Below are 12,663 nucleotides of genomic sequence, written 5' to 3'. Positions count from 1 at the left end.
AGCCGGTGAGCAGGGGTGGACCAGTCGTGACCGTTCGTCAGTCGATCGTCTTCAACGGTGACCTCGGCAGTGGCAAGAGCACCGTGTCCGTCGAGATCGCCAAGCGGCTGGGGCTGCGCCGGGTCAGCGTCGGCGACCTCTACCGCCAGATGGCCCAGGAGCGGCAGATGACCGCTCTGCAGCTCAACCTGCACGCCGAGCTGGACCAGGCGGTCGACGGTTACGTCGACCAGCTCCAGCGCGACATCGCCGCCTCCGGCGAGTCGCTGGTCATGGACTCCCGCCTGGCCTGGCACTTCTTCACCGACGCGCTCAAGGTGCACATGATCACCGAGCCGACCGAGGCGGCCCGGCGCGTGCTGGCCCGCCCGTCCGGCCCGGCCGAGAGCTACACCTCGCTGGAGGAGGCGCGGACCAAGCTGCGCGAGCGCAGCGAGAGCGAGCGGGGCCGGTTCATCGTCCGCTACGGCGTCGACAAGGCCCGCCTGCGCAACTACGACCTGATCTGCGACACCACCCGGGCCAACCCGGAGCAGGTCATCCAGCACGTCATCGACGTCTACGAGGGCCGCCTCGGCGCGGACGTGCTGCGCGCCGGTCAGCCGCTGCTGCTGCTCGACCCGACCCGGGTCTACCCCACCGAGGACGTGTCCGCGCTGCGGGGCCTGTGGGACGCCGACCTCGCCGCCGAGCTGGCCGAGAGCGGCGAGGAGCCGGAGCCGCTGAGCATCGGCTACACCGGCGAGTACTTCTTCGTCGTCGACGGGCACCGGCGGCTCAGCTCGGCGGTGCGCGCCGGCCTGCCGATGGTGCCCGCCCGGCTGGTCGCCGAGGTGGACGAGCCGGTGGTCGGCGGGATGAGCGCCGTCGACTTCTTCACCACGCAGGCCCGGCCGGGGCTGATCCACGACTGGGAGGACGCCCACGGCATCACGCTGCCGCTGCCCGAGCACGCGCTGCTCGACGGCGGCCCGGTGCTGGCCGGGGAGCCGGGCGCGGGCGTCTGACCGCGGTGGATACCGCCGTCTCGCCGTGACGGGTTGACCACCCTCGGGCGGCGCGGAGCATGATGGGGGTCTCCGACGCCTGGGGAGGCGGACCGTGGATCCTGCCGACGCGCTCGCGCTGCTGATGTCCCCCGAGGGTCGTGTCGACCCCTACCCGACGTACGAGCTGCTGCGCGCACACGGCCCGGTGGTCCAGGCCGGCCCGGTCTTCTTCGTGGTCACCGGGTACGCCGAGGCCGACGCGATCCTGCGCGACGCCCGGTTCGGGGTGCTGGACGACGCGCTGCGCGACCAGTTCATGCCCGGCTGGCGGGAGAGCCCGGCGATTCTGTCGATCTCCCGGTCGATGCTGCGCACCAACCCGCCCGACCACAGCCGGATGCGGCGGCTGGCGGCGGGCGCGTTCACCCCGCGCCGGATCGCCGCCATGCACGACGTGGTGCGGGCGCAGGCCGACGAGCTGGTCGACGCGATGCTCGCCGCCGAGGGGCCGGTCGACTTCATGGCCGGGTTCGCGTACCCGCTGCCGGTCGGGGTGATCTGCGCGCTGCTCGGCGTGCCGGCGGCGGACCGGCCGTTGTTCCGGCGCTGGGCCACCGACCTGACCGGCGTGCTGGAACCGGAGATCACCGAAGAGGAGCTGGCGGTCGCCGACCGGGGCGCGAGCGAGTTGCGCGCCTACTTCACCGAGCTGGTGTCGGCGCGCCGCCGGGCGCCGGCCGACGACCTGACCAGCGCGCTGGTGCAGGCGCACGACGGCGGTGACCGGCTCTCCGGCGACGAGTTGCTGGCCAACCTGATCGTGCTGCTGGTGGCCGGCTTCGAGACCACCACCAACCTGCTCGGCAACGGCCTGGTGGCGCTGCTGGAGCACCCGCGCGCGGCGGCGACGCTGGCCGAGCACCCGGAGTTCGCCCCCGGGTACGTCGACGAGCTGCTGCGCTACGACTCGCCGGTGCAGCTCACGTCCCGGATGAGCACCGCGCCGGCCCGGTACGGCGACGTCGATCTGCCGCCGGAGAGCTGGGTGATCGTGATGCTCGGCGCGGCCAACCGTGATCCGCGCCGCTATCCGGAGCCGGCGCGCTTCGACCCGTGGCGTCCGCAGGTCCACCCGCTGTCCTTCGGCGCCGGGCCGCACTACTGCCTCGGCGCGGCGCTGGCCCGGCTGGAGGCGCAGGTGGCGTTCCCGCTGCTGCTGCGCCGGCTGCCCGGCCTCGCCGTGGCGGGCCGGCCCGAGCGGCGCGTCCGGCTCACGCTTCGTGGTCACGCCACGCTGCCGGTGCGCGTCGGCCGGGAGGCGTCCCCGGTCACCGTTCCCGGTACGCCACCCGGGGCGGCCGGGCCGACTCCGTAGACTGGACGCGCATCGTTCGACCCAGACAAGGAGCCACGCCGAGTGACCGTCCAGCCCATCCGTCTGTTCGGCGATCCGGTGCTGCGCACGCCGGCCGACCCGGTCGTCGACTTCGACGCCGAGCTGCGCAAGCTGATCGCCGACCTGACCGACACGATGCGCGAGCAGAGCGGCGCCGGCCTCGCCGCGCCGCAGCTCGGGGTGGGCCTGCGGGTGTTCACCTTCGACGTCGACGACGTCCTCGGCCACCTGGTCAACCCGGTGCTGGAGTTCCCCGACGAAGAGGAGCAGGACGGCCCGGAGGGCTGCCTGTCCATCCCCGGGCTCTACTTCGACACCAAGCGCCGGCAGAACGTGATCGCCAAGGGCTTCAACGGCTACGGCGACCCGTTGCAGATCGTCGGCACCGGCCTGATGGCCCGCTGCGTGCAGCACGAGACCGACCACCTCGACGGCGTGCTCTTCGTCGACCGGCTCGACCCGGCCGGCCGCAAGGAGGCCATGAAGGCGATCCGGCAGGCCGAGTGGTACGACCAGGCCGCCCCGCCCACGGTCAAGCTCAGCCCGCACGCCGCCGGCAACCCGTTCGGCCTGGGGCGGTGACCCGGATGCGCCTGGTCTTCGCCGGCACGCCGGCCGTCGCCGTACCGGCCCTGGACGCGATCGCCGCCTCCGGGCACGAGTTGCTCGCCGTGGTCACCCGCCCCGACGCCCCGGCCGGGCGCGGCCGGGGGCTGGTCCGCTCGCCCGTGGGCGCGTGGGCCGACGCGCACGGCGTCGAGGTGCTCACCCCGGCCCGCCCGCGCGAGCCGGAGTTCCTCGACCGGCTGCGCGAGCTGGCGCCGGACTGCGTACCGGTGGTCGCCTACGGCGCGCTGGTGCCGCCGGTGGCGCTGGAGATCCCCCGGCACGGCTGGATCAACCTGCACTTCTCGCTGCTGCCCGCCTGGCGCGGCGCCGCGCCGGTCCAGCACGCCGTGCTGCACGGCGACGAGGTGACCGGGGCCAGCGTCTTCGAGCTGGAGGAGGGGCTGGACACCGGCCCGGTCTACGGCACGGTCACCGACGAGATCCGCCCCGCCGACACCTCCGGCGACCTGCTGGAGCGGCTCGCGCACTCCGGCGCCGGGCTGCTGGTCGCGGTGCTCGACGCGATCGGCGCCGGCACCGCCCGCGCCGTGCCGCAGCCGGTCGACGGCGTCTCGCTCGCCCCGAAGCTGACGGTGGAGGACGCCCGGGTCCGCTGGGGCGACCCCGCGTTCGCGGTGGACCGGCGCGTCCGCGCCTGCACTCCCGCGCCCGGCCCGTGGACGACGTTCCGCGACGACCGGGTCAAGCTCGGTCCGGTCACGCCGGTGGCCGACGGCCCGGAGCTGAAGCCGGGGGAGCTGCACGTGACGAAGTCCGGTGTGCTCGTCGGCACCGCCACCACGCCGGTGCGCCTCGGCGAGGTGCGCGCCGCAGGCAAGAAGGCCATGCCCGCCGGCGACTGGGCGCGCGGCGCCCGGGTCACCGCCGGCGAGGTGTTCGCGTGACGGGGCCGTCGCGTCCGGACCGGCCCGTCGAGGGCGAGCGTCAGCGGGGGTACGGCGACCGGCAGCGTTCCGACCGGCAGCGCTCCGACCGGCCCGGCGGCGACCGGCGCGGCGGGGACCGGTTCGGTGGCGACCGGCGGGGCGGGCGTCCGGTCCGTCCGGCCGTGGACCTGCCCCGGCAGGTCGCCTACGAGGCGATCGCGGCGGTGCACCGCGACGACGCGTACGCCAACCTGGTGCTCCCGGCGATGCTGCGCGAGGCGGGGCTGACCGGCCGGGACGCCGCGTTCGCCACCGAGCTGACCTACGGCACGCTGCGGCACACCGGCACGCTCGACGCGATCGTGACCGACGCGGCCGGGCGGGACGTGCAGCGCATCGACCCGCCGGTGCGCGACGCGCTGCGGCTCGGGGCGTACCAGATCCTGCACATGCGGGTGCCCGCGCACGCCGCGGTGTCGTCCACCGTGGACCTGGTCCGGTCGGTGGGGCCGGGCGCGACCGGGTTCGCCAACGCGGTGCTGCGGGAGATCACCAGCCGGGACGCCGACGCCTGGGTGGCCAAGCTCGCCCCGGCGCAGGAGACCGACCCGGTCGGGCACCTCGCGCTGGCGTACAGCCATCCGCAGTGGATCGTGCGGTCGTTCGCCGAGGCGCTCGGCGGCGACATGGGCGAGACGACCCGGCTGCTCATCGAGGACAACGAGCGCCCGCCGGTGCACCTGTGCGCCCGGCCGGGCCTGGCCGACCCGGTGGCGCTGGCCGACGAGGTGGGCGGCGCGCCCGGCGCGTTCTCGCCGTACGCGGTCTATCTGCCCGGCGGCGCGCCGGGCGACCTGGCGGCGGTGGCCGACGGCCGCGCGCACGTGCAGGACGAGGGCTCCCAGCTGGTGGCGGACGCGCTGGCGGCGGCGCCGCTGGACGGCCCGGACGGCCGGTGGCTGGATCTGTGCGCCGGCCCGGGCGGCAAGTCCGGTCTGCTCGGCGCGCTGGCCGCGACCCGGGGCGCGCGGCTGACGGCGGTCGAGGTGGCCGAGCACCGGGCGCGGCTGGTGGAGCAGGCCACCCGTGGGCTGCCGGTGACCGTGCTGAACACCGACGGGCGCAGCGTGGGCAGCGACCCGAAGCTGCCGGAGGGGCACTTCGACCGGGTGCTCGTCGACGCGCCGTGCACCGGGCTGGGCGCGCTGCGCCGCCGGCCGGAGGCGCGATGGCGTCGCCAGCCGTCGGACCTGCCGCCGCTGACCCGGTTGCAGCGTGAGCTGCTGACCGCCGCGTTGCGGGCGGCCCGGCCGGGTGGCCTGGTTGCGTACGTGACGTGTTCGCCGCACGTGGTGGAGACGCACGTGACGGTGACCGAGGCGGCCCGGCGCTGCGGCCTCGGCGTCGATTTCGTCGACGCGCGGCCGCTGCTGCCGGCCGGCATGCCGGGCCTGGGGGACGGCCCCACGGTGCAGCTGTGGCCGCACCGTCACGGCACCGACGCCATGTTCCTGGCGGTCCTGCGCCGGAACTGACCCACCTCTCGCAGTCGATCAAGGAGTTCGTGTCCGCGTGCCCGGACACGAACTCCTTGCTCGTCATGCGGAGAAATGGGGAGCGATGGAGCGTGTGCGGCATCCCGGTGGGGGGAGGGGGCCGGTGGGATGTGACAGCCCGTTGACTGTCTGATCGATGCATGTAACTGTTTCGACCACCGGTCCCGGCACCCCGCCCGCCGAACCCCCACGAGGAGTCTCCATGAGACGCAGAACGCCGACCACGAGCCTCGCGCTCGCCCTCGTCGCCACCCTGACGACGGCGAGCCTGGCCGGCACCGCCTCCGCCGCCCCCGCGCCGGCCGCCGCCCCCGCCCCGGCGATCGCCGCGCTCGCCGCGCCGGACGTCTCCCTCAGCAACATCCAGGCCCACCTCACCCAGTTCAACTCCATCGCCACCAGCAACGGCGGCAACCGGCGCGCCGGCTCGGCCGGCTACACCGCGTCGGTCAACTACGTGAAGGGCAAGCTCCAGGCGGCCGGCTACACGGTCACCGAGCAGAACTGCTCCACCTGCACCTACCCGGGCAACAACCTGATCGCCGAGTGGCCGCAGGGCCCGTCGGACCAGGTCGTCATGTTCGGCGCGCACCTGGACGGCGTGGCCGCCGGGCCGGGCATCAACGACAACGCCTCCGGCTCGTCGGTGCTGCTGGAGAACGCGCTGGTGCTGGCCGCGCAGAACCCGACCATGACCAAGCGGGTCCGGTTCGCCTGGTGGAACGGCGAGGAGCAGGGCCTGCAGGGCTCCAAGCACTACGTCAACCAGCTCAGCTCCACCCAGCGCGGCTACATCAAGGGCTACTACAACTTCGACATGGTCGGCTCGCCGAACGGCGGCTACTTCATCAACCGGATCACCTCCGCCACCGCGGCGCCGCTGAAGGCGTACTGGGACTCGTTCGGCATCTCGCCGGAGGAGAACACCGAGGGTCAGGGCCGCTCCGACGACTACTCGTTCGCCAACGCCGGCATCCAGACCTCCGGCTACGCGGCGGGCGCCAGCTACACCAAGACGTCGGCGCAGGCCAGCAAGTGGGGCGGCACCGCCGGCGCGGCGTACGACGGCTGCTACCACCGCTCCTGCGACAACACCAGCAACATCAACACGACCATCCTGAACCGGGCCGCGGACGGCGTCGCGTACACGATCTGGGCGCTCGCGGTCGGCGGCGGCACACCCGCCAACGACTTCTCCGTCTCGGTGAGCCCCACCTCCGGCAGCGTCGCCCGGGGCGGCTCCACCACCGCCACCGTCAGCACCGCCACCACCTCCGGCAGCGCGCAGACCGTGGCGCTGTCCGCCAGCGGCGCCCCGAGCGGCGTGTCGGTGAGCTTCAGCCCGTCCTCGGTCACCTCGGGCGGCTCGTCCACCATGACCGTCAGCGCCTCGTCGACGGCCACCACCGGCACGTTCACGCTCACCGTGACCGGCACCGGCTCGGCCACCCGCACCGCCAGCTACACGATCACCGTGACCGGCGGGAGCGGCGGCTGCACCGGCGGCCAGCTCATCGGCAACAGCAGCTTCGAGTCCGGCACCACGCCGTGGACGGCCAGCTCCGGCGTGATCACCAACAGCTCCAGCCAGGCGGCCCGCACCGGGTCGTACAAGGCGTGGCTGAACGGGTACGGCTCCTCGCGTACCGACACGCTGTCCCAGTCGGTCACGCTGCCGTCCGGGTGCAGCAGCTACACGTTCTCGTTCTGGTTGCACATCGACTCGGCCGAGACGACCAGCTCGACCGCGTACGACAAGCTCACCGTGCAGGTCGGCTCGACCACGCTGGCCACGTACTCGAACCTGAACAAGGCCACCGGCTACACCCAGCGCACCTTCAACCTGGCCGCGTACGCCGGGCAGACGGTCACGCTGAAGTGGACCGGGGTCGAGGACTCGTCGTTGCAGACCAGCTTCGTCGTGGACGACGTGACGCTGCAGGTCGGCTGAGCGGACACGGGCGGGGTGGGCGCCGGCCCGCCCCGCCCGTGGCTCAGGTGATCGGTAGCGCCTTGGCGCCCGCGCCCTTCACCGAGCGGGTCAGCGTCCGGTCGGAGACCCAGAGGAAGCACTGCACGCCCCGGTCGCCGTCGCGCCACTGCTCCGCGTACGGGTGGTAGATGATGGTGCCGGCCCGGTACTGCATGTTGCCGTCGTCGGGCAGCTTCGCGTACTTGGCGATCAGCCCGCGGCACGCCTTGTGCGTACGCAGCGGCGTGCGCTCGAACTCGGCGTAGCTGATGTCCGGCGCCTGGTAGACGCCGACGAACTCGGCGTGGTGCTTCGCGGTGCAGGCCACCGGCCGCATCTCCTGCACGTCGTCCTTGCTCATCTTCGGGTTGAAGCAGCCCAGCGCCAGCTTCGAGCCGGGCTTCAGCGCGCCCCGCAGGCTGCCGGTGCGCTCGGCCACGTCGCCCTGATCCAGGTCGGTCACCTCGGCGACGTCGCAGCGGTACCAGCGGGCCCCGCCGGACCAGGCGAGCGCCGAGGGGAAGACCACCGACAGCCGCAGCCGCCCGGAGCGCCAGTCCCCGCCGAGGGCCTGGGTGACCTGGCGGGCGCAGTCGCCGTGCGCGGCGCGCATACCGGCCGAGCCGGTGCGCGGCGGGGCGGAGCGCTCCGCCTCCGGGCCGCTCATCGTGCCGACGTGCAGCGTCTCGGCGCGGTGGGTGGCGGCGCAGTCGACCGGCTGGTAGCCGCTGAGGTAGCCGACGTCGGCGACGGTGGGGTGACAGGCCCCGGTGCTCGGCACGAAGCCGACCGGCGCGGCGAACGCGGGCCAGTCGTCGGTCAGGTCGCGGTCCACTCCGGCCGGCGCGGCGCAGCCGCCGAGCGCCAGCGCCGCCACCGTTGACACGGTGACCGCCACCCACAAACGCCGCATCGCGACAGACCTCCCCGTGCGTCCGGAGCCGACCGGCCCCCCGGTACGCCTCGGCGGTGCAGCATACGGCAGCCGATCAGGTCACCGGGAGCCCCTCGGGACCGGCGCCGCGCACCGATCGGTTGAGCTTGCGGTCGTCGCTCCACAGGAAACAGCGCACCCCCCGGTCGCCCTCCTCCCACTCCCGCTGCGACGGTGGGTAGTAGATGGACCCGGCCCGGTACGGCAGTTCGGCGTTGTCCGGCACCTCGGCGAACTGGGCGATCAGCGTCATGCAGCGCCGGTGCGTGGCGGGCGCGCCCTTGGTGAACTCCGCCCAGCTCATGTCGCGTTCCTCGTACACGCCGACGAACTCTGCGCGGTGCGGCTCGGTGCAGAGCACCGGGGCCATGTAGTTGAGGTTCTTGCCGATCAGCTTCGGGTCGAAGCACCTGTGCACGAGCGGGTTGTCGCCGACCAGCGCGCCGCGCAGGCTGCCGACCCGGTTGATCGGACGGGTGTTGTCGATGCTGTCGGTCTCGGCCAGGTCGCAGCGGAACCAGCGCGCGCCGGCGCCCCAGGCGGCCACCGTCGGCAGCGCGATGTTCAGCGTGAGCCGGGCGGCGTGCCAGTCCCCGCCGATCATCTCCCGGGCGCTCCGGTCGCACTCGGCGCGCGCGGTCCGCAGCGCCGGGGTGCCCGGCTCGGGGCGGTCGCCGAGCGTCTCCGGCCCGGTGAACGTGCCGACGTGCACCGTCTCGGCCAGGTGGCTGCCCGCGCAGTCGACGGTCTCGTACGTGGCGGCGGCCACCACCGTGGTGAGCCGGGGCAGGCACGCGTCTGTCGCCGGTACGAACAGCCGCGGCGCCGGCAGCGCCGCCCAGTCGTCGATCAGGTCGCCGTCGGCCCGGTGTGTCTGAGCGCAGCCGGCGAGCACCGCAGTCGCGGCGCCGGCCAGCGCGAGCACGTGGAGCCACCGTCGCATCGTCCGCCCCTTCCGGGAGAGATGGCAGCCGGTCGCCATAGGCCCGACCGGCGTCCCCCGCGCCCGGGCGTGCAGCATACGTGACCGTCCCTGTAGGAGTTTCGTCATCTTTCAATCGATCGGCTAGTCACCGACGACTATTCGTGCCATTTTCCGCTCCGGACGGCCCGATGGTGCACCACGGGTGACGGAAGGCTCACCACCTGTCGCTCCGGGAGCCGTGCCGCGACCTCCGGATCACCGCGTTCGTACACTGGCCCGGTGACCGTACCGCCGCCGATCGTCGCGCCGAGCATCCTGGCCGCCGATTTCGCCCGCCTCGCCGACGAGGTCCGTGCCGTGGAGCCCGCCGCCGACTGGCTGCACGTCGACGTCATGGACAACCACTTCGTGCCCAACCTGACCATCGGGCTGCCGGTGGTGCAGAGCCTGCGCGCCGTGACCGAGATCCCGTTCGACGTGCATCTGATGATCACCGATCCGCGCCGCTGGGCGCCCGGGTACGCCGACGCCGGGGCGTACAACGTCACGTTCCACGCCGAGGCGTGCGACGACCCGGTGGCGCTGGCCAAGGATCTGCGCTCGGCCGGGGCGAAGGCGGGCCTGGCGATCGACCGGGACACCCCGATCGAGCCGTACCTGGAGCTGCTGCCGAGCTTCGACACGCTGCTGATCATGACGATCAAGGCCGGTTTCGGCGGCCAGCGGTTCCTGCCGCAGCTGCTGGACAAGGTGCGCGCCGCCCGCCGGCACGTCGACAGCGGCCACCTGGAGCTGCGCATCGAGGTCGACGGCGGCATCGCCGCGGACACCATCGAGCAGGCCGCCGCGGCCGGGGCCGACGCGTTCGTCGCGGGCACCGCCGTCTACGGCGCCGACGATCCCGCGGAGGCGGTACGCCGCCTGCGGGGCCTGGCGGAACGTGCGATGACCGGGGCCTGAGATGGACGCGGCCGGCGAGCGCCCCGACGTCATCCTGGTCGTCGACGACGACGAGGACATCGCCCGCTTCGTCGAGTTCAACCTGCGCCTGCACGGTTTCGAGGTGCTGCACGCCAGTGACGGCCAGGAGGCGCTGGAGATCATCGAGCGGCAGCGGCCCGACCTGGCGGTGGTGGACCTGATGATGCCGCGCGTCGACGGCCTGGAGCTGACCCGGCGGCTGCGCGCCGACCCGATGACCTCCGCGCTGCCGGTGATCATGCTGACCGCCAAGGGGATGACCCAGGACAAGGTCAACGGGCTCAGCGTCGGCGCCGACGACTACCTGGTCAAGCCGTTCGACACGCTGGAGCTGGTGGCCCGGGTCAACTCCACGCTGCGGCGCAACAAGGAGTTCCGCGAGGTCTCGCCGCTGACCGGCCTGCCCGGCAACAGCCGGATCCGGCGGGAGATCAGCGACCGGGTCCGCAACGGCGTCGACTACGCCGTGGGCTACATCGACATCGACCGGTTCAAGAGCGTCAACGACCGGTACGGCTTCGTGCGCGGCGACGAGTTCATCTCGGCGCTGGCCCGCAGCCTGCACCGGGCGGTGGTGTCGATCGGGCTGCCGCCGGCGTTCCTCGGGCACGTCGGCGGCGACGACTTCGTGATCGTCTGCGCGCCCAGCCAGGTCCGGCCGCTGACCAGCCGGGCCGTTGTCGACTTCGAGAAGGCCGCGGACGCGCTCTACGACGCCACCGACCGGGAACGCGGCTTCGTCGAGCTGAAGGACCGGCGCGGCAACATCCGCCGCGCCGCGCTCGTCACGCTCTCCATCGGGGTGTCGCTGTCCGATTCCGGCAAGCGGTTCACCGACCCGCTGGAGGCCATCGCGGTGGCCTCGGAGATGAAGACGGTGGCCAAGAGCCAGCCCGGCTCGTACGTGGCGGTGGACCGCCGGCGCGGCGTCACCTGAGCGCTCCTGTGAGGTAGCTCGCCTCTGTGGCGCGCACCCGGCCGGAACGTGTAAGACTTCCCGTATACCCACCACGCGCTGGCGGGGCTCGGTGAAATTCCGAACCGGCGGTGATCCACGGTCCGACCGTGGTAAGCCCGCGACCCGGACGGCTTCGGCCGGACGGTGGACCTGGTGAGAATCCGGGGCCGACGGTTGGGGTGCGGCTCGTCCGCCCCCAGACAGTCCGGATGGGAGACAGCGCGCGGAACGGGGGAGGCCCCTGCCGGCCGCTGAGCACCCTCAGCCGCCGCGTGGGCTCCCCGGGGTCGGCGACGCCGTCCCCGGGTTCTCCGCCGCCGCGTGTCCGCGGCTTTGTGGCCGCTGCTCCCGAACCCGCCCGCGCGCGACCGGCGAGCGGGAGGACAGACGGCCATGGCGAGCGTCTCCGTCGACGAGGCGATGCGTCGTGCCATCGAACTGGCCGCGCGCGGCCTCGGCGCCACCAGCCCCAACCCGGTCGTCGGCTGCGTGCTGCTCGACACCGACGGCGAGGTCGTCGGCGAGGGCTTCCACGCCTACGCCGGCGGCCCGCACGCCGAGATCGTCGCGCTGGCCCAGGCCGGCGCCCGCGCCCGCGGCGGCACCGCTGTGGTCACCCTGGAGCCCTGCGACCACACCGGCCGCACCGGCCCCTGCAGCCACGCGCTCATCGCCGCCGGGGTGGCCCGCGTCGTGGTCGCCGTGCCCGACCCCAACCCGGTCGCCTCCGGCGGCGCGGCCACGCTGCGCGCCGCCGGGGTCCAGGTGACCCTCGGGGTACGCGCCCAGGAAGCCGAGGCCGGCAACGTCGCCTGGCTCACCTCGATGCGCCGGGGCTGGCCGTACCTGATCTGGAAGTACGCGGCCACGCTCGACGGGCGCTCGGCCGCCGCCGACGGCACCAGCATGTGGATCACCTCCGAGGCGGCCCGGATCGACGTGCACGCGCTGCGCGGCACCGTCGACGCGGTGCTCGCCGGGGTGGGCACCGTGCTCACCGACGACCCCCGGCTCACCGCCCGCAACCTGCGCGACGGAACCATGGCCATCCGGCAGCCGCTGCGGGTCGTGGTGGACAGCTCGGGGCGTACCCCGGCCGAGGCCCGGGTCCGCGACGGCGCCGCCCGCACCTGGGTGGCCACCGCCGCGGAGGTCGGCGCCGGGCCGGACGGCCGGGTCGACCTGGCGGCGCTGCTCGCGGAGCTGCACCACCGCGGCGTGCGGGCCGCGTTGCTGGAGGGCGGGCCGACGCTGGCCGGCGCGTTCCTCGCCGCCGGCCTGGTCGACAAGATCGTCGGGTACGTCGCGCCGAAGCTGCTCGGCGCCGGCCCGACCGCGCTGCTCGACGCCGGCGTGAGCACCATCGCCGACGCCATCGATCTGGAGATCACCGACGTTACGCGGGTCGGTCCCGACCTGCGGATCACCGCGCTGCCCCGGAAGAGGGAGGCCTGAC

The 12,663-nt window shown here is 73.7% G+C and carries 11 protein-coding genes and 1 riboswitch; of the genes, 9 read left to right on the top strand and 2 right to left on the bottom strand.

Translation table 11 applies throughout. From position 1 onward, the window contains the following. Positions 1-26: 26 nt before the first annotated feature. The 6 genes from KBX43_RS24530 (at position 27) to KBX43_RS24505 (ending at position 7,388) form a co-directional block, all read left to right on the top strand. The gene (locus KBX43_RS24530; RefSeq protein WP_210887309.1) at positions 27-1,007 is read left to right on the top strand and encodes an AAA family ATPase; all 981 of its coding nucleotides are present in this window, start codon (positions 27-29) and stop codon (positions 1,005-1,007) included. A gap of 94 nt (positions 1,008-1,101) precedes the next feature. Then, the gene (locus KBX43_RS24525; RefSeq protein ID WP_104114317.1) at positions 1,102-2,364 is read left to right on the top strand and encodes a cytochrome P450; all 1,263 of its coding nucleotides are present in this window, start codon (positions 1,102-1,104) and stop codon (positions 2,362-2,364) included. Between the two features lie 42 nt (positions 2,365-2,406). Beyond that, entirely contained in the window at positions 2,407-2,967 is a 561-nt protein-coding gene (gene def / locus KBX43_RS24520; RefSeq protein WP_043324943.1) for a peptide deformylase, read from the top strand. 5 nt (positions 2,968-2,972) lie between these two features. Then, entirely contained in the window at positions 2,973-3,899 is a 927-nt protein-coding gene (gene fmt / locus KBX43_RS24515) for a methionyl-tRNA formyltransferase (RefSeq protein ID WP_064448545.1), read from the top strand. Then, positions 3,896-5,416, top strand: a complete 1,521-nt coding sequence (locus tag KBX43_RS24510) for an RsmB/NOP family class I SAM-dependent RNA methyltransferase (protein ID WP_210887307.1) — start codon at positions 3,896-3,898, stop codon at positions 5,414-5,416. Before fmt ends, KBX43_RS24510 begins: the two co-directional genes overlap by 4 nt. Positions 5,417-5,639: 223 nt before the next feature. Next, the gene (locus KBX43_RS24505) at positions 5,640-7,388 is read left to right on the top strand and encodes a M28 family peptidase (RefSeq protein ID WP_064448499.1); all 1,749 of its coding nucleotides are present in this window, start codon (positions 5,640-5,642) and stop codon (positions 7,386-7,388) included. Positions 7,389-7,431: 43 nt separating this feature from the next. On the opposite strand, the gene KBX43_RS24500 is transcribed toward KBX43_RS24505, so the two are convergent. Further along, positions 7,432-8,322, bottom strand: coding sequence for a septum formation family protein (locus tag KBX43_RS24500; protein ID WP_043324941.1), 891 nt, complete (start codon positions 8,320-8,322; stop codon positions 7,432-7,434). Between the two features lie 76 nt (positions 8,323-8,398). Then, positions 8,399-9,286, bottom strand: a complete 888-nt coding sequence (locus KBX43_RS24495; protein WP_043324940.1) for a septum formation family protein — start codon at positions 9,284-9,286, stop codon at positions 8,399-8,401. 261 nt (positions 9,287-9,547) lie between these two features. Between KBX43_RS24495 and rpe the strand changes: the two genes are divergently transcribed. The 3 genes from rpe to ribD all read left to right on the top strand — a co-directional run bounded on the left by rpe (position 9,548) and on the right by ribD (position 12,662). After that, a complete protein-coding gene (gene rpe / locus KBX43_RS24490) occupies positions 9,548-10,228 on the top strand; it encodes a ribulose-phosphate 3-epimerase (protein WP_043324939.1) in 681 nt (226 codons plus the stop codon). A 1-nt stretch (position 10,229) separates the two neighbouring features. After that, the gene (locus KBX43_RS24485; protein ID WP_043324938.1) at positions 10,230-11,186 is read left to right on the top strand and encodes a response regulator; all 957 of its coding nucleotides are present in this window, start codon (positions 10,230-10,232) and stop codon (positions 11,184-11,186) included. A 73-nt stretch (positions 11,187-11,259) separates the two neighbouring features. Then, positions 11,260-11,432: riboswitch (FMN riboswitch) on the top strand. A gap of 168 nt (positions 11,433-11,600) precedes the next feature. Next, positions 11,601-12,662 carry a bifunctional diaminohydroxyphosphoribosylaminopyrimidine deaminase/5-amino-6-(5-phosphoribosylamino)uracil reductase RibD gene (gene ribD / locus KBX43_RS24480; RefSeq protein ID WP_166456321.1) on the top strand — a complete coding sequence of 354 codons (1,062 nt, stop codon included), beginning with the start codon at positions 11,601-11,603 and terminating at the stop codon, positions 12,660-12,662. The last annotated feature ends 1 nt before the right edge of the window (position 12,663 follow it).

The organism is Micromonospora sp. C41 (assembly GCF_018070485.1).
Taxonomy (GTDB): domain Bacteria; phylum Actinomycetota; class Actinomycetes; order Mycobacteriales; family Micromonosporaceae; genus Micromonospora; species Micromonospora chalcea.
Note: the sequence above shows the minus strand (reverse complement) of the source record. Positions and strands in the feature narration are given on the sequence as shown.

Excerpts from the sequence above, each read along its gene's own strand:
- fmt (WP_064448545.1), top strand. The coding sequence starts at position 2,973 with ATGCGCCTGGTCTTCGCCGGCACGCCGGCCGTCGCCGTACCGGCCCTG.
- KBX43_RS24505 (WP_064448499.1), top strand. The coding sequence starts at position 5,640 with ATGAGACGCAGAACGCCGACCACGAGCCTCGCGCTCGCCCTCGTCGCC.
- KBX43_RS24500 (WP_043324941.1), bottom strand. The coding sequence starts at position 8,322 with ATGCGGCGTTTGTGGGTGGCGGTCACCGTGTCAACGGTGGCGGCGCTG.
- KBX43_RS24495 (WP_043324940.1), bottom strand. The coding sequence starts at position 9,286 with ATGCGACGGTGGCTCCACGTGCTCGCGCTGGCCGGCGCCGCGACTGCG.
- KBX43_RS24485 (WP_043324938.1), top strand. The coding sequence starts at position 10,230 with ATGGACGCGGCCGGCGAGCGCCCCGACGTCATCCTGGTCGTCGACGAC.
- ribD (WP_166456321.1), top strand. The coding sequence starts at position 11,601 with ATGGCGAGCGTCTCCGTCGACGAGGCGATGCGTCGTGCCATCGAACTG.